The organism is Paenibacillus sp. Lou8.1, from assembly GCF_024213565.1.
GTDB lineage: Bacteria > Bacillota > Bacilli > Paenibacillales > Paenibacillaceae > Paenibacillus > Paenibacillus polymyxa_B.
This window is the reverse complement of the sequence record NZ_JANAVN010000007.1, coordinates 84,280-103,167: the sequence shown is the minus strand read 5'-3', so window position 1 is coordinate 103,167 and position 18,888 is coordinate 84,280. Positions and strand designations below refer to the sequence as shown.

Here is an 18,888-nt window from a genome sequence, read left to right as displayed (position 1 = left end):
CACAATAGAACATTTACTCTAGAGAACCGTCAAAGTCAGCCATCTCCACAAAAATGGTATTGGAGGAGGCAGATTGTTTCTCTACGCTTCCGTCTGGATAACGGAATTGATAGCGCAGGATAACCTGGGCGATCAGATACGCGCGGAGCGCAGATTCGATGTCGAAAGAGAATACGATGACTGCTTTGTGGTTTGGATCAAGCCGACCTAACGGAATACCTTGGAGCAGGTTAGGATGCGGAAGTGGCACAGAATTCACGGTGACCGTTCGTAGCAAAATGAAATCTTCGGCTGCAAATGGTGCAGTGAGCAAGAGCTCTTCCAGTGGGGTATTTCCGATGTTTTCCACATGGACGGTAAAGGACAGGGTATCTTCTTGGCCGACACGCAAAGCGCTGGAGCTAAGCGTAAGTTTAGGGATGGCTGCAATAACGGTCACGCCGACGGTGTTGGTCTGGGAGGTTTCCTGAATGGTCTCTCCTCCACTACGACGTGAGGTATATTCGATGGTGGCCTGGTTGCTGAATGTTCCATCTGCAGGTGCTTCACGGATTTGTGCCTGTAATGTAAGGGTGAGCGTCTCCCCTGGTGCAATATCCGGGAGCGTGATACCTGCAGCGAGATTAGCGCCTGGCTGTGCTTTTTCTTGAATAGTCAGGCTGTTGGGTACATAAATGAGTCCATGCGGCAACGGGTCTGTGAACAGCGGATACTGCGCTGTGATCCCCCCTTTGTTAGTAATCTGTATGGTGAAGGTGAGTGTGTCGCCTACAGAGGCATCCGTGGTACTCACCTTTTTAACTAATTCGAGCAGTGGGAATACAACTGGGATCGTAACGGTATTGGTATTCAATGTCCCCGATACGACTCTTCCTCCAGGTAACGTAAACGAGTAGGCAAAGGCAGCTTGATTTACGATGTAGCCGGATGGAGGCGTCTCTAATACGGTCACTTGATAAGTCAGTGTCAATGACTGTCCGGGTTCCACAGACCCAAGGCTAACACCGACAGCAGAATCGACTCCCGACAGTGACTGACCGTTCAACTGTATGCTGTCAGGAATCAATAGAGTTACGGCAGGAATGAAATGTTGCAGTGTAACTTCGGATGTTACGTTGCCAAAGTTGTTGAGCAGTACCGTATAAGTAAGGCTTTCTCCTGCGATGGCCTCCGTATTTTCCGTAGAGATACTTGCGGCAAGCTGTGGATCAAAAACAGTTATAGTCACGGTGTTGCTGGTAACCTCGCTCGCACCATCACTGCCAGCATATTGAAGCCGTACGCTATTGTTTAGACGTCCTCCGAGAAGCAGAGACTGAACGTTCACGCTGTAGGATACATCCATTGTCTGTCCCGCCTGTAAGCTGCCGATAAATAATGGTTCACCCGGCTTGCTAGCAGCAGGTGGAGAACCGTTAATTCTCAAGCTATCCGGGTTTATGCTGGTTCCACTCGGTACGTAATCGGCTAATACTACATCGGTAATGACCGAGCCTCCATCGTTAACAAGAGTCAGCTGATAAGGTACAGCATCCCCTAATGCGACAGTAGACACTGTTGTGCGTAGCACGGCTGACAAGGCTCCTTTAGCAGTGGGGGCTACTTTAACCGAGACAGAAGGTGAAGCAGTTACCAGATTCGTGCTTCGTCCGTCCGGCAGCTGGTAGGAGTAAGCCAGCGAAGCTTGATTCACCAGTGTGCCAGACTCGGAGGCACGAATGACAAGCGCGGAGAAGACGGTAGTCGTTTTTTCTCCTGGTGCGATGGTACCTAGGGCAATGCCTTGCCCTGGACTGACTCCATATTGAGGGATTCCATTAACCGAAACAGAGCCAGGAACAAAAGAAAGCTCCGATGGCAATGAGTCCGTTAACAAGCCAAACGCACCGATATTTCCCGTATTTTCTGTGACGATAGAATAGGTGATGCTTTGGCCTGGCTGTACGCTCTCCGTGCTGGCTGTTTTCGTCAGTTTCACCACAGGCTGAAGTAAGGCAATGGTGACAGCATTGGACAAAACGGCACTCGCTTCTTCACCATTTGAGAGTAACAAGCGTGCCTGATTCGTACGTGGTCCTGGCTGTTCTGTCGCTGTGATACGGACATCAAAGGATATGACAGTCTTGGTATTCGCTTCTAACGGTGGCAAAGGTATGCCAGTGCCGGGATCGCTTTCTGCCACCGCAGATCCATTAATCTGAACTGAACCTGTAATAAACTCGATGTCCTCTGGCAAAGTGTCCAGCAAACGGGCATCTTGCACGGTATTCGTATCCTCGTTGAGGATCACGAGTTCATACGTCAAGGTATCGCCAGTAGTGGCGAAAGGTGAGCTTACGCTTTTACTTAATGTGATGTTTAGCGGTGACACGGCTACCTCAACAATGTTGGATAAATGGAAACCGCCTGCTTCTCGCCCATCTGGTGCATTAAAGCGATAGTCTACCTCAGCCTGATCGACTAGTAGTACGGTTGCAGGGATGGAGGATACCAGCACTTGGAAAGTGACGGTTGCCGATTGTCCTGGTGGTATGGCTGGAGTCGGGATGCCAGAAACCGGGCTTGCACCGGGAGCTGCAATGCCGTTAATCGAGACTGTGTTGGGAAGGAATACAGAGCCGTCTGGAATATTGTCACTTACAGTAGTCGAGGCTGCAATGTTACCCGTGTTGGATACGACAATCGTGTAAGTGATGATGTCTCCGACTGTGGCATTATTGGTATTGCTTGTTTTGACTGCTGTCAGGATCGGCTGGAAGACCGAAATGGTTATCACATTAGATGTTGAGCTGCCAGTAAATACTCCGCTGGTAAAGCTAACGGATGCCTGATTAGTTAATTGTGCCGGTGTTGGCAAGAAGTCGACTCGAACCTGGAACGTAACGGTAGTAACAGCTCCTGGAGCGAGCGTACCGATGGCAATGCCAAAGCCAGGGTTTCCATCAGGGAAGGAAGTTCCGTTTATGGTAACACTGCCATTCACAAAGGAGCTTCCCGCCGCAATCATATCTGAAACCACTATATTACTGGCTGTACTGATCCCATTGTTGGAGACAGCCAGTGTGTAGGTAATGATATCGCCAATAATGGCGTCGGTAGCTGTCGTTCCTTTGACGATGCTAACGTCTGGTGAGGATACAGAGATACTAACTGAATTGGATACCGCAGATCCAGATACAGTTCTGCCATCTGGTGGTTGGAAAGTGAATGAGCCTGATGCCTGATCGACCAGTACCTGTGGATTAGGCAGAGTATTGATAACGGTTTGGAACGTTACGGATACCGTTCCGCCTGGCAACACGGATCCAACTGGAACGCCAGTTTCGATGGACAATCCAGGTTGTGGACTGCCAGCAATGCTGACACTGTTGGCAAGGAAAGTCGATCCGGCCGGGATGTTATCGCTGATGGTAAGCGCTGCTGCAATATTGCCGCTATTCACGGCCGTAATCGTGTAGGTCAGTGTATCGCCGACGGAGGCGTTAAGAGTGCTGGATGCCTTAGTAATTGCAATTAACGGTTGGAACACAGGTACGATGAATGGATCGGAAAAGGCAGTGCCAGTGAACGTTCCGCTAGTAAATGTGACGGCTGCAATATCTGTGAGCAGTGGTGGCTGCGGCAAAGACTGGACAGTCGTTTGGAAACTGACGACGAATGTATTTCCAGGTGCGACGTTTCCAATGGCAATTCCAGCAACCGGAGAGGCATTAGGGAAGGCTACTCCGTCGATTAGGACACTGCCCGGAACGAAGGAGGTACCTGCAGGAATTGTATCGGTTACAACAGTATCTGTGACTGAATCCACACCGCTATTCGTGATGCTCAGTGTATATCTGATCGTATCTCCGACTACAGCGGCTGCCAGACTGGATGTTTTCGTCACCTGAATATTAGGTGCAGACACAGCAACATTGACTGTATTGGATGTGACGGAATCACTCAGCACCCTACCATCTGGCGGTGAGTACGTAAAGTTTGCTTGCCCTTGGTCGGTCAATACAGGCGGAGTTGGCAGAGACGAGATGATAGTTTGGAAGCTCACTGTAATACTGCCTGAAGGGGCCAGTGATCCGAGCGTTATGCCTGTAACTGGCGAAGCTCCTGGTACAAGGATGCCGTTAACGACTACGCTGTTAGGCAGTAGTTCAGAACCTGCGGGAATGTTATCCGACAGCACAGGTATAACGGCAATATTTCCGGTATTGGTGAGCGTCAGGGTATAGACCAATGTTGACCCGATCTGTGTATTAACGGTATTCACGGTTTTGGTCAGGCCGATGATCGGCTGATAAACGGGCAAGGTGACCGGATCGGATTGCGAAGACGAGGTCAACGCGCCTGAAGTAAAGCTGACGGTCGCTTGATTGGTTATTTGCGGCGGCTGCGGCAGATTAACGACGGAGACCTGGAATGTAACTGCTGCCGAACCCCCTACTGCAATGGTGCCTACAGGGATACCGGAGCTTGGCGACGCAGCAGGCACCGAAGTTCCATTCACGGTTACGCTACCCGGAACAAAGCTGGTACCGGGTGGCAGTGGATCAGATACAACGGCATTGGCGACTTGACTGATTCCGTTATTCGTAGCAATCACAGTATACGTAATGGTATCTCCGACTACGGCATCTGTAGCGGAGGCTGTTTTGATAACGTCCACATCTGGCGAAGAGACCGAGACGGTCACAGACGGAGATACTGCACTTCCAGTCAGGACACGACCATCTGGAGGTTGATAGCTGTAAGCTGCGGTCGCCTGATTGACCAATGTACCTGATGCGGGCAGTGAGGTAATGACTGCCTGAAAGGTCAGAGTGACAGTCGTAGCTGCACCTATGATACCTAATGGAATCCCAACACTTGGATCTGAACCAGGTGCGGCGGTACCATTGATCACTACACTATTAGGTATAAAAGCAGCCCCTGCCGGAATGGGATCACTAAGCACGGTATCTGCGCCGATGTTTCCAGAGTTCGTAACGGAGAATGTATAGGTTACAGTATCACCAACCGTAGCTCTTCCCGTTCCCGCGCTTTTAGTTACAGTGACGATCGGTTGATACACAGGGATGGTAACGGGATTGGATACCGAAAATCCGTTAAATACACCTGAAGTAAAGCTGACGGTCGCTTCATTGGTAATGGACGCTGGCGAAGGCAGTGATTGTACGTTAAGCAAAAAGCGAATGGTGGCTCCGCCCCCAGCTCCAAGCGTTCCGACAGGAATGCCGTTTTGCGGATTGGCTGTAACAACAGGTGTACCATTGATTGTAACGCTGCCCGGGACAAAGGCAGTTCCAAAAGGAATAGTATCCGTGACGATTACGTTAGTAACAGGATCGAGTCCATTATTAAACGCAGTTATGACATAGGGGATAGAATCACCCACGACAGCGACAGCCACATCAGCTGCCTTCGTGGCGGTAACATTCGGTGATGAGATCGGAATGGATACAGGTAGGGCTGCACCATTTCCGGTCAGCATTCGTCCATCTGGTAACTGGAACGTGTAGTTCACAGTGGCCTGGTTGGTTAGTATGGAGCCAGGTGGTACTGATATGACCACGGCGCTAAACGAGACGGTTACCGTCGCACCTGGGGCAACTGAACCGATATTAATGCCTGTAATCGGGTCTGCTCCGGGAATGGGCGAACCGTTGACCAGTACGCTATTTTGATTCAGACTAAGCGAGCTGGATAACAGATCAAGCACGACCGTTTCTGCGGGCGCGTTGCCGGTATTGGTTACAGGGATGAAAAAGCCAAGTGTATTCCCTACGGTTGCACGATCTGCACTGAGGGTATTGGTCACATTCAAGATTGGCTGAAATACAGGCAGACTGACCTGATTCGAGGCGGATTGACCTGCGAAAGCCCCGGAATTAAAAGAGACCGTTGCCTGATCCGTTGACAAACCTGACGCTGGCAAGGATGTTACCGTGGTCTGGAAGGTGACCGTTACTGAGCCGGCAGCAGGGACAGTGCCTACGGATACGCCTGTGGCGATGTTGGCTCCCGGTATAGTGACACCATTGACTTGTACGGAGTTAGGTATAAAAGTAGTGCCATCAGCAATCGGGTCGATAAAGACAGTTCCCGTCACGGGTGTAATGCCGCTATTTACTGCATTAATGGTATACGTAATGGTATCGCCGAAGGCAACAGAAGTCTGATTGACCGTTTTGGTCACGGTGACATTCGGATTGGATACGGGAATGAACACCGGATTCGATTGTGCGCTCCCATTTAATGTGCGGCCGTCAGGTGGCTGGAAGGTGAATGTGGCCGAACCTTGATTTAATAGACCCAAACCAGTAGGGACAGCGTTAATGACCACTTGAAAGGTAAGGGCGACAGAAGCCCCTGCTGCAATGTTTCCGACCACTACCCCTGATTGAGGATTGGCTCCAGCAACAGGCAGACCGTTCACGGTGACGCTATTCGGTATAAAGGAGGAGCCTGATGGAATGGCATCGGTGAAGGTGGCGGTCGCTGCTAGATTACCTGTATTTTGGGCGGTGAGTGTATAGACTACGGTGTCGCCTACCGTTGCTTGACTCGTATTTGCGATTTTAACAAGACTGATAATAGGCTGGTAAACAGGGACGACAACTGTGTTAGAGAGTGATGTGAAGTTCAGTGTACCGCTGGTAAAAGAAACTGTAGCCTGATCACTCAGCTGAGGGGGGGCAGGCAGGCTGTTGACAGACACGGAAAAGGTGACGGTTGTTGACGCTCCAGCAGCGATGGAACCGATTGGTATCCCCGTTAAGGGGCTGGCTGACGGCAATGTCGTTCCATTTACAATAACCGAGCCAGGAACAAAAGTGGAGCCCGACGAGATCGTATCGTTTACCCGAACATCCGTCACGGTTTGGACTCCGCTATTGGTAGCTGTAATGGTATAAGTTATTGTATCACCGGGAACTGCGTCAGCTACCGAAGCACTTTTGCTTACCTGCACATTGGGTGATGATACAGGAATTGTGACAATATTGGACGAAACATTGCCGTTAACAATCCGGCCATCAGGCGGTTGAAAGGAAAAGCTGATATTCGCCTGGTCGGTGAGTTGGGGAGGTAAAGGCACGGAAGTAATCACCACCTGAAAAGTTGTTTGAGTCACGGCTCCAGGTGCAATGGAGCCAATAGACAGACCTGTTTCGGGACTGGCACCGGGAATAGGAACACCGTTGACAACCACACTGTTCGGTACCAGTGCTGAGCCTGCGGGAATATTGTCTGTCAATGTGGCAGCAGCTGCAATATTACCGCTGTTGGTTACTGCCACAGAGTACGTTACGATGTTCCCGACTGTGGCTGATATAGGCTCGGCGGTTTTGCTTACGCTTAATACCGGAGCGTTCAAAGCCACTGTCACCGGGTTAGATACGGATACGCCTGAAAAAGCACCGCTGGTGTAGCTGACACGCGATTGATTGGTGAGCTGCGGCGGACTTGGCAATGGAGAGGATACCATTGCTCTGAAAGTGATCGTAGCTCCCCCTCCAGCGGCAATGCTCCCAATTACGATACCTAAAGACGGATCTCCACTGGCTATTGTGGAGCCATTCAGCGTTACGCTACCCGCAGTGAATTGAGAGCCGGCCGGTATAGGATCGGAAACGACCACATTGCTCACGGTCTGGATTCCGTTGTTGAGTACGGTCAGGGTGTATAACACCGAATCACCCGGAATGGCGGTGGAACGGTCTGTAGTCTTCGAAATGGACACATTCGGCGCTGACAGAGGAATGGATAATACGTTGGACGATGTGCTATCTGTTCGCACTCGCCCATCGGGCAACGTAAAGGAAATGGCGGCGGTGGCCTGGTCTGTCAGTTGGGATGGTGTTGGAAGAGAAGCCACTACAGTTTGGAATGTCAATGTGATAGGGCTTTGCGGCGACACGGTTCCGATGAAAATACCTGCTGCTGGACTGGCTCCGGGCTGACTAACACCATTGATTACCACGCTGTTCTCCATAAATGTGGACCCGGCAGGAATAGCATCTGTCAGCGTTACAGAAGCGTTATAGTTGCCGCTGTTCGTGACCAACAATGTGTACAGAATCGTGTCGCCTATCGTAGCTGCTGTTGTATTTGCAGATTTGGCCACACTGATGCGAGGCTGATAAACCGGCACAGAGACGGTATTTGTCTGGGATGTTCCGGTAAAAGCACCGCTGGTGAAGCTGACACTGGCTGTGTTTTGCAGCGGCTGTACGGACGGAACGGCATTGACCAGCACAGCATAGGACACCTGTACGGATGCGCCTGCGCCAATGGTGCCGACTGGAATGCCACTTCTTGGGTCGGCTGTGCTCACAGGTGAACCACCGACGGTTACGCTCCCGGGTACAAATGACACGCTGCCGGGGAGTGGATCGGTGATCACGGTGTTTGTGATGGGGTCAATTCCGTTATTTACGGCGTTCACGCTGTAGGTCAGCGTTTCGCCAACACTAACGGATGTGAATCCCGCAGACTTGGTTACTGCTACGTTGGGAAGCGAAATCGATACGGAAACAATATTGGAAAGAAGCGAGCCCGAGAGGGTTCTTCCGTCTTGCAACTGATATGAATATTGGAGCAGGCCCTGATCGTTTAACCCACCCCCGGGTGGTAGGGAATCCACTGTCGTCCGGAATGAGACTGTAATTTGTGCACCAGGGCTTACGGTGCCCACTGAAATTCCCGTATTAGGATTGGCGCCTGGCACTGAGGACCCGCCGACAATGACGCTTCCGGGAATAAAGGTGGAGCCTGTCGGTACAGTTTCCGTCAAGGTTGTGTTTAATACGGCTGTTCCGGTATTAGCGATGAGAAATGAATAAGTAATCGTCCCGCCAACGCTGGCACGGTTGGAGCTTGCGCTTTTAGTAATCGTCGGCGCTGCAATAACGACTGGTATGGTTACAAGATTGGATAAAGATGATCCGGTAAAGGCCCCGGAAGTGAAGCTGACAGTTGCACGATTGTTGATCTGTGCAGGAGAAGGCAGAGAATTAATAGCTGCCCGAAATACAACCGTAACCGATGCGCCTGGAGCTAAAGTGCCGATCGGAATGCCGTTCACAGGTGTAGCAGTCGCAGAAACAGTTCCGTTCACGGTGACGCTACCAGGTACAAAGGCAACTCCGCTTGGCAGCGGATCGGTAACGACTACATTGGTCACATTGGCGATTCCGTTGTTTGTGGCGGTTATGGTAAATTGAACAGTCTCTCCGACTGCGGCTGCTGCCAGGGAAGAGGCTTTTGTCACGGTCACATTTGGTGAGGATACGGGAATGGTGAGCGTGTTGGACGTCCCGCTTCCGTTCAATACACGTCCGTCAGGCGGTGTAAAGGTATACGTGTAAGCCGCCTGATCGGTCAGCTTACCAGAGGCGGGGACCACGTTGACGAGGGTCTGGAAGGTCACGGGTATAGTAGCACCTGTATTAATCGTTCCTACTGAAAAACCAGTAGCGGGATTGGCAGCAGGCACGGAAGAGCCACCAATGGTCACACTGCCCGGTATGAAGGATGATCCGGCGGGAATGCTCTCCGAAAAGCTGAGATTTGCAGCAATGCTGCCTGTGTTGTATACCTGAAACGTGTACGTAATCGTATCTCCAACTGTAGCAGCCGTTGTATTGGCACTTTTAACCATACTGATGACGGGCTGGTAAATCGGTGTACTGGCAGTGTTGGACGGAACGTTGCCAGATATGACAGGCCCTCCAGGCACGGTTTGAAAGGAAAAGGATGCCGATGCCTGATTGCCCAGTTGGGTGTTTGCTGGCAATGAAGTGACGATTGCACGGAATGTAATGGTTACCGTGGAAGCAGGAGCTACACTGCCCACTGTGATACCTGTAGCGGGATTGGCTGTTGGCTGCGCTGTGCCCGCGACAACAACACTGCCGGGTACGAAGGTAGCCCCGGCTGGTATGGTATCGGTAAGCACTGTGTTGGAAGCACTGACGAGCCCCGTATTCGAAATGTTAACCGTATAGGTAACTGTATCGCCAATAACCAAGCCTGTAGAGCTGGCAGTTTTGGTCAGGGTCACCAGCGGAGCATTGATATCAATTTGAATGGCATTGGCATTTACAGTGTAAATGTCGCCATTTGTTGTCAGCTGGAGGACGCCTGTGGTTTGGCTGTTGAGCAGCGTGGAGGAAATATCGACATTGGTAATGTCCCAGCCTTGCCTTCCGCCCGTCACCTGCGTTCCAGGTGCCCCATTCACGGCATTAGTTGTACCGAAGGTCCCGGTCATGACCAATGTACCGTCGTCTCCGTTTATTTGAGAAGCGAAAAAATTAGTTGAAAAATTATTAGGCCCAGACAACGCAGTCAAACTGGATGTGGTAGGTCCAAACAACGCACGGTCACCAGTGATGTCCACGTCACCCTCTTGGGCGCTAATCAGCGCCCTACCGCGCAAAGTCCCCTGTACGGGCGTGGCAAAGCCACTCACCACCACATTAACCGAGCCTGTAGCGGTACTGACCCCTTCACCACCAACGCGTAGCGACAGGTTACGGAAGGGCAGAGATGGGTTATTGTACACCACAGCCAGCGTCCAGCCGGCATGGTTGGTGTTGGTGGAATCGGGAACCGTGATGGTGCCCGTCACATTTCCGACCGTGTATGCCCCTGCACCGCCTTGAATGACCAGATTTGTGACATTCGCTGTTCTCACATAGGTACTGAGACTGGTGACGTTGACTGATGTTGCAGATTCAGGACTGACCGTAGTAGATAAAGCAGGTGTCTGAAATGTGACCGGGTTGTTGGTGCTGGACAATACATTGGTACTGCCGTTGGCATAACTTCCTCCCCAAATAAGCTCAGCGTACAGCACCGTACTGCCCGCAGGGAGCACAAGGAATGCTGTCGATGAGTTACTGGTAAAGGCAGAAGTCGTGCCAAATGGATACGTGCCGAAGCGAGAGGCTGTATTGGTTGTGATGAACGCGCCAATGCTGGTCGTTGTTCCCGGCACTCCTACCGAATTAGAGCGTGCCAGCCCAAGTGTATTCCCTATAAAGGTGACAGCCCCCGTCTGGTTCGTTACGTAACGCTGAATAAAAGCCATGGATTAGCTTCCTACTTTCCATCTCTTCCAAATCCGTTATCTTGGGATCTCCGTATAGGAAGAGCCAGCTAGGCTGGGTGTAATAATCCTTTCGTATAAATTGTCTGGGTTGTAACCAGGCCTTGCATACCGCACAAGTCCATGTACCTGTTCAGCGGGAAAGGGACACCCCCTTTTTCGATAAAAATCGCTTAGCATGAAGCCCAAAATAGTTGTTTGTCAGGACGTCAGCGGAGCAATATTCGTATATGCACTCATTATTCACATATGTATGCAAGTCGATTTTAAACATACCTGTTTTCAAAGAATGACGTTATCGGGAGCGTTTTAGCGAAAAAAGAAGAATTTTGTAAAATAGCTTCGGAATGTTGGTCTCTTTTTTTACTTGGCGTTAACATATGTGCTATACTGAAGGGGCAAAGGAGGCGTGCCCTATGAACTTAACAGTACGAGGTCAACAGATCGAGGTTACCGACGCTTTGAAGGACTACGTTGATAAGAAATTCAGCAGACTTGAAAAGTATTTCGATGCACCCCCGACGTCTGATGGAAGTGTAACGTTAAGCACAACCAGAGATTTGCACACTGTAGAAGTAACCATTCCTTTGCCGGGGCTTGTACTCCGTGCCGAAGACGAGAGCGATGACATGTATGCATCCATTGATGCCGTGGTAGACAAGCTTGAGCGGCAAATTCGCAAGCACAAAACCAAGCTAAACCGAAAATTCCGTCAGGAAGGTAGTTTGAAAACCCTTTTTGCGGAAGATCCGGCAGGTGGCGTGGCTGTTGCTGAAGATGAGGATGTAGAACTGGATGAGCTGGAAGTCGTCCGCACCAAGCGTTTCTTATTGAAACCTATGGATGTGGAAGAAGCTATTCTTCAAATGAACATGGTTGGACATAATTTCTTTGTATTTTCCAATATTGACAACGAAGAAGTTAACGTAGTTTACAAGCGCAATGATGGTAAATACGGTCTGATCGAACGGGAATAGCCTGTGAAGTAGGGACTTTTCACATTTTAAAATGAATAGAACGATTTCGATTGAAGCATGCTTCATGGATATTAGGAAAATGAAAACAACACGAGCCTTATCCTTGCGAACCTGGCGGGATAAGGCTCTTTTATATGTTTTTTTGTAAATGTAAGGAAAATTCAACTTGGATAAGTGTAACCAAGTTGTGTATTTCGTGCGTCAATTGTTTTGGTATCTTTAACCGGATGCAAATCTGGAGGCTGCTTGTGTTGCGGCATGTCCTACAAACTGTTACAATTTATGCAAAGAACATCGCACGATGGGCTGGTACAGCCGGGCCTGTCAAACATATCGGGAATCAATTTCATCATGGACCCTTTCTTATTGTGAAATTGATTCTATTAATTGTTTTGCGTGAAAGGGGTAAACCATGCTAGGAATTGTTAAGAAAATCTTCGGAGATACCAATGAACGTGATGTCAAGCGTTTAATGAAGACGGTTGAACTGATCAATAAGATAGAGCCGGATTTCGAAAAGCTCTCGGATGAGGAGTTGCAAGCGAAGACGGAGGAATTTAAAGCTCGGGTCGAACAAGGGACTACGGCTGAAGAAATTTTGCCGGAAGCTTTTGCAACTGTTCGTGAAGCGTCCAAACGGGTGCTGGGTAAACGTCATTATGACGTACAGTTGCTCGGCGGTATTGCGCTGCATGAAGGTAAAATTGCCGAAATGAAAACCGGTGAAGGTAAAACACTGGTAGGAACACTGCCGGTTTATTTGAATGCTCTGTTGGGCAAAGGCGTGCACGTGGTTACGGTCAATGACTATTTGGCGCAACGTGACAGCGGAGAAATGGGACAGATTTATAACTTCCTGGGAATGTCCGTAGGCCTGAATTTGGCCAATATGGATCATGCCGCCAAGCAGGAAGCGTATGCTTGTGATATCACGTACGGTACAAACAACGAGTTCGGGTTCGATTATCTACGCGATAATATGGTGCTTTACAAAGAGCAGATGGTTCAACGTCCGTTGTACTTCTGTATCATTGATGAGGTCGATTCCATTCTCGTCGATGAAGCTCGTACACCATTGATTATTTCAGGACAAGCTCAGAAATCGACAGAGCTGTATTTCGCGGCCGACCGGTTTGTGAAGAGCCTGAATGTTGAAGAAGATTACACGCTGGATATTAAGGTGAAGTCGGTTGCTTTGACCGAAAACGGCGTATCCAAAGCTGAAAATTTCTTTGGTCTCGAAAACTTGTACGATCAGGAAAGTGTTACAATCAATCATCACATTGTACAGGCATTGAAGGCTAATGCTATTATGCGTTTGGATGTGGATTATGTCGTAGCTGACGGTGAAGTTCTGATTGTCGATGAGTTTACAGGTCGTCTGATGGCTGGCCGCCGTTATAGTGATGGTTTGCATCAAGCCATTGAAGCGAAGGAAAACATCATTGTACAAAATGAAAGTATGACGCTGGCGACGATTACATTCCAAAACTATTTCCGTATGTACCGCAAATTGGCAGGGATGACGGGTACAGCGAAAACAGAAGAAGAAGAATTCAAAAAAATATATGGTCTGGAAGTACTCCAAATTCCAACGAATCGGCCTAACCAGCGTGTAGATATGCCTGACGTTGTATACAAGAGCGTAAAAGGCAAATTCCATGCAGTGGTAGATGAAATCCTGGAGCGCAATAAAAAGAACCAACCGATATTGGTAGGTACGGTTTCTATTGAAAACTCGGAGCTTCTTTCTGAAATGCTGAAACGCAAAGGCGTTCGTCACAAAGTGCTTAACGCCAAGTATCATGCTGAGGAAGCTGAGATTATTTCCCGTGCAGGTGAAGCTGGCGCAGTTACCATCGCTACCAACATGGCTGGACGCGGTACTGACATCGTACTGGGCGAAGGCGTATCAGAACTGGGTGGTTTGCACATCATCGGTACAGAACGTCATGAATCCCGTCGTATTGATAATCAGCTTCGCGGACGTGCAGGACGTCAGGGTGATCCGGGTTCCACACAGTTTTACTTATCGCTGGGCGATGAGTTAATGAAGCGTTTTGGTGCGGACAACGTACTGAATATGATGGAGCGTTTGGGCTTCGAGGAAGACCAACCTATCGAGAGCCGTATGATTACACGTGCTATCGAATCAGCTCAAAAACGTGTCGAAGGCAACAACTTTGATCAACGTAAAGTCGTTCTCCAGTATGATGATGTAATGAACCAGCAGCGTGCTATTATTTACAAGCAACGCCGTGAGGTGCTGGAATCAGAGAACATCAAGGAAATTGTGTTTGACATGATCAAGCCTGTCATTGAGCGCGTCGTGGAAGCTCATTGCGGCGATGACATTCCTGAAAACTGGGAACTTGAAGAAGTAGCAGAGTATGTAAACAACAACCTGCTTGAGGAAAATACACTTACGCGTGACGACCTGTGGGGGAAAGAAAAAGAGGAGATCGTGGATATGATCTTCGAAAAAGTGACCAACAGATACCACAGCCGTGAAGAAATGATTGGCGAAGATATGGTACGCGAGTTCGAGAAAGTTATCGTACTGCGTGCAGTCGATAGCAAATGGATGGACCATATTGATGCTATGGATCAATTGCGTCAAGGTATTCACTTGCGTGCTTACGGCGGTACCGATCCGCTGCGCGAATATCAATTTGAAGGCTTCGAAATGTTCCATGCTATGATTGCTAGCATCCAAGAGGAAGTAGCGACATACATCATGAAAGCACAAATTGAATCCAATCAAGAGCGTCAAGCTGTCATCGACGAAGACAAAATCTCGACGAGTGGTGAACCCGCGGCTCCTAAAAAGAAATCCGCTCCTTCGCGTCCGCGTAGAAAATAACGGATTGAAATTAAGGGAGAGATCTTGAGATACACTATTCCCTGCAGTGCATATAATGGCAGGCGGCAGTTCAACCACTGACCGTCGGCCATTTTGTGCCATACAGGGGTGAGATTGATGTGTTCAACTTATAGCTCTCTGTTGGAGGATCAGTTTGAATATTGGTGAATGGCTAGATTGCTCTCAATTCTTTTAAAACAATTATGACAAGCAAGCAGGTATCTGCTTGTTTGTCAGTTAATTGAGCAGTTAATCTGGCTCACATAACCAGAGCCAGTTATTTAAAAAGCAGTTTGACTTTACGGTGTTTACGGCGGTCGGTAGCGAAGCGGAGGATTTGAATCTGGAGAAGCGTCAGCGATCGTAAGATCAAATCATTCGCGTAGCGTCTCCTCACCCAGCCGTAACTCACAACGCTCCACTCCCCCTAACCATATATTAAAAGGAGAATGACATCATGATTGATCCAAGTGTAAAGCATGATTTGCGAGAAATAGGCAAGAAACTAACAAACCTTAGGGGGTCTCTTTGACTTAGATCTCAAACAGGAAATGATCGCAAACTTTGAAGTAAAGATGGCTGCACCTGACTTTTGGGATGATAATGATAAGGCTCAAGGTGTAATTGCAGAAATGAATGCTGTTAAGTCATCAGTAGACAGCTATGAACAGCTTCGTCAGGAATATGAAGACGCTGGTATGATGGCTGAGTTGGCTGATGAGGAAGGCGATGAAACACTGGCTGGAGAGATCGAGAACAGTGTCACTTCTCTGCTGAGCAAGCTTCAGGAGTTTGAATTGCAATTGCTTTTGAATCAGCCGTATGACAAACTTAATGCCATTCTAGAGTTGCATCCGGGAGCAGGCGGAACTGAGTCCCAAGACTGGGGGCAAATGTTGCTACGGATGTATACACGCTGGGCTGAAAAACGGGGCTTTAAGGTAGAGACCCTGGATTATCTAGCGGGTGATGAAGCAGGGATTAAGAGTGTAACACTATTGATTAAAGGCTATAATGCCTACGGCTATCTGAAAGCGGAGAAAGGCGTGCATCGGCTGGTTCGTATCTCTCCATTTGATTCCTCCGGCCGTCGGCATACATCGTTCGTATCCTGTGATGTGGTGCCGGAAATTGCGGATGATGTGGACATTGAAATCCGCACGGAAGATCTTAAAATTGATACGTACCGGGCCAGTGGTGCGGGCGGTCAGCATATTAATACGACCGATTCAGCCGTTCGGATTACGCATTTACCTTCCGGTATTGTCGTGACCTGTCAGAATGAACGTTCCCAGATCAAGAACCGAGAGCGTGCCATGACGATGCTCCGTTCCAAGCTCTACGAGCGTAAGATCGAAGAGCAACGTCAGCAATTGGACGAAATCCGCGGAGAACAGTCCGATATTGCATGGGGAAGCCAAATTCGCTCCTACGTGTTCCATCCATACAGCATGGTTAAGGATCACCGTACTAGCGTGGAGACTGGCAACGTAGGAGCTGTCATGGATGGCGATCTCGATCCATTCATCGATGGTTACCTGCGCAGCCAAATTAAGCTGGACGCAGAATAATAGCCTGTACGTTTTCCTACAGTCCGCAGACCATGTGCCTGCGGACTGTAGGAATTTTTGTGTAACGGTATTTTTTAACTAAAGGAGAACACGAATGATGTTTCAATTGAATCCTCCCGCTGCCCGCCGAAGACGACGCAAGCCTCTGATTGCCGCCAGCGGACCCGCACGCAACGTGACCGATATTTTACTGATTATACTCGGCTCTTTCATTACAGCGCTGACCTTTAACATGTTCTTGCTCCCAAACCGGATTGCATCCGGGGGTGTATCGGGCTTGTCAATCTTGGGCGAGGACCTGTTTGGCCTGGAACCAGCCTATACGCAGTGGGGAATGAATATTCCGTTATTTATAGCAGGGGTCCTGCTGTTAGGGAAAAAATACGGTTTACGTTCTCTGCTGGGAAGTATTATGCTCCCGCTGTTCGTTTATGTGACGAAGGACTGGGCAGTACCGACAACAAATCCGTTGCTGGCTTCGCTATATGGTGGAATCGGAGTAGGATTGGGTTTAGGTACCGTGTTTCGGGGCAGGGGCTCGACGGGTGGACTGGCTATTTTGGCGCAGATTATTCAAAAGTATACGGGTTTTAGTCTTTCTCTCTGTGTCATGTTGATGGATGGCACGGTGATTACACTGGCTGGTTTCACCCTCTCGCCGGAACGGGCGCTGTATGCATTGATCGGCTTGTTTGTAACGGGCAAGGTCATTGATGCCGTGGAAATGGGACTGAGCTACTCCAAAGTGGCTTACATCATATCCAATCAGAAAGAAACGATCACGCAGGCTATTTTGCAGGATTTGGACCGGGGATTGACAGAGCTGGCGGGACGGGGCGGCTACACGAACGAAGAACGTCCTGTGCTTATGGTTGTAGTCGGACAAAACGAGGTAACTCGCCTTAAAACGCTCGTCCGCTTGGTAGACCCAGAAGCCTTTGTGATTATTAGTAATACTCGTGAGGTATTGGGTGAAGGGTTTAAGAAGGAAAGCTGAAACCAAGAGGGCCTTCTGGAGGCATGCTCTTAACTGAATCCATGCAGGAGAGCCCACTACATTAGTGGGCTCTTCTCTCTTCAGAATGGCTTTACTAGATTCTTTTTACTAATCGTTCAAGCCAATTTGCCGTTTGTCCTTGATTGAAATACGAGGTTGGCGTCCCTTTTACGCCTGTTTTCACCATGAATAGACCGCCTGCTAAGGGTTGATCGGCACTATTATCATCTTGAGCAGTCGTAATATATAACTCATCCAGATGTTCACCGCCAAAAGCGCACGAAGTCACACAATTGACGGGGAGTGACACCTCAGCAATCACTTCTCCATGAGCAGGATGGATACGGGAGACCCGTTTACCGCCCCATCTCGCGATCCACAACATGCCCTCTGCATCGATTGTCATGCCATCTGGATACCCTTCACTTTCATCCAATCTAGCCACCAGTTGCTTATTCCTAATCGTGCCTTGTGCCACATCGTAATCGAAGGAGACGACCTCCAATGTTGGAGTATCAATGTAATACATTGTACGATGATCTGCGCTCCAGGCTAATCCATTAGATATGGAGGCTTTATCAATCAGTAAGGAGACATGACCTTTTGTGCTCAAGCTATACAGTGCCCCTTGCGCGTGTTCGTCATTTAGGCTCATTGTTCCTGCTAAAAAACGCCCTGCAGGATCGCATTTTCCATCATTAAAACGATTACCTGGTCTACCTTCCTCTGGATCATGAATCAATACTTTGGCCCCTGTCTCAATATCCAAACAATATAGACCGCTAATCAGCGCTACGATCACTTTATTTTTGAGATAAGGTACAACTGCACCAATATGTTCACCAACATCTATTGTACGATCTGTGCACGTAGAAGGATCATAGATATGCAATTGAAAGCCTTCAATATCGACCCAAAATAAACGCTGAAACCGCTGATCCCAGCTGGGACCCTCGCCTAACTTTGCTTTTGCATCTATAACGATATTTGCTGTATATGTTTCGATGTGTAGCACTCCTAACGTTTTGGTTTATTTTCGACCCAATTATCCGCTTCAGCGGCTCCTCTGCGCAGATTCACTAGATGCAGCCCATGTGATTTGCTCTTGTGTGTAGTGCTGCGTGTACTCCCTTCATGTTCAACAAGCTCATATAGTGCAGCAAATGACCAATCGGGATGAATACCAATATGTGAAATAATTTAAAGGGAATATCCCCCTTTTCTTTATGCAAAACGGCAGACTGTATTCAAGAGGCCCTCTGTCTATTTTTTATTTCCTTTATTATAGCCTGTACTGCCTGCCCGTCAAAAGAATAGGTAAGAGCGCATATTTTAAATTTGGAGGAATAACATGACATGAGGTGTTGTATTTA

6 protein-coding genes are annotated in these 18,888 nt (G+C 48.8%); 4 read left to right on the top strand and 2 right to left on the bottom strand.

What is annotated here, in order from left to right; genetic code table 11:
- Positions 1-13: 13 nt before the first annotated feature.
- On the bottom strand, positions 14-11,089 hold the full coding sequence (locus tag NLX78_RS11765; protein WP_254350487.1) for a DUF7507 domain-containing protein: 11,076 nt from the start codon (positions 11,087-11,089) through the stop codon (positions 14-16).
- 434 nt (positions 11,090-11,523) lie between these two features.
- On the opposite strand from NLX78_RS11765, the gene hpf reads away from it, so the two are divergent.
- The 4 genes from hpf to NLX78_RS11745 all read left to right on the top strand — a co-directional run bounded on the left by hpf (position 11,524) and on the right by NLX78_RS11745 (position 17,515).
- Positions 11,524-12,084 carry a ribosome hibernation-promoting factor, HPF/YfiA family gene (gene hpf, locus NLX78_RS11760; RefSeq protein ID WP_254350486.1) on the top strand — a complete coding sequence of 187 codons (561 nt, stop codon included), beginning with the start codon at positions 11,524-11,526 and terminating at the stop codon, positions 12,082-12,084.
- A 412-nt stretch (positions 12,085-12,496) separates the two neighbouring features.
- A complete protein-coding gene (gene secA / locus NLX78_RS11755; protein WP_069290528.1) occupies positions 12,497-14,947 on the top strand; it encodes a preprotein translocase subunit SecA in 2,451 nt (816 codons plus the stop codon).
- Between the two features lie 457 nt (positions 14,948-15,404).
- Positions 15,405-16,518 (top strand): peptide chain release factor 2 gene (prfB, locus tag NLX78_RS11750; RefSeq protein WP_155765234.1). Its coding sequence is split into 2 segments (ribosomal slippage): positions 15,405-15,476 and positions 15,478-16,518, totalling 1,113 coding nucleotides; the frame shifts between segments, so codons are not numbered across the junction.
- A 97-nt stretch (positions 16,519-16,615) separates the two neighbouring features.
- Complete coding sequence (locus tag NLX78_RS11745) at positions 16,616-17,515, top strand: YitT family protein (protein WP_254350580.1); 900 nt, start codon at positions 16,616-16,618, stop codon at positions 17,513-17,515.
- Between the two features lie 94 nt (positions 17,516-17,609).
- Here NLX78_RS11745 and NLX78_RS11740 read toward each other — a convergent pair whose 3' ends face one another.
- Positions 17,610-18,530: an SMP-30/gluconolactonase/LRE family protein gene (locus tag NLX78_RS11740; protein ID WP_254350485.1), complete on the bottom strand. Its 921-nt coding sequence runs from the start codon at positions 18,528-18,530 to the stop codon at positions 17,610-17,612.
- Positions 18,531-18,888: the final 358 nt, after the last annotated feature.

What these genes read in the sequence shown, in the direction of transcription:
- NLX78_RS11765 (WP_254350487.1), bottom strand. Translation starts at nt 11,089, where the DNA reads ATGGCTTTTATTCAGCGTTACGTAACGAACCAGACGGGGGCTGTCACC.
- hpf (WP_254350486.1), top strand. Translation starts at nt 11,524, where the DNA reads ATGAACTTAACAGTACGAGGTCAACAGATCGAGGTTACCGACGCTTTG.
- secA (WP_069290528.1), top strand. Translation starts at nt 12,497, where the DNA reads ATGCTAGGAATTGTTAAGAAAATCTTCGGAGATACCAATGAACGTGAT.
- NLX78_RS11745 (WP_254350580.1), top strand. Translation starts at nt 16,616, where the DNA reads ATGTTTCAATTGAATCCTCCCGCTGCCCGCCGAAGACGACGCAAGCCT.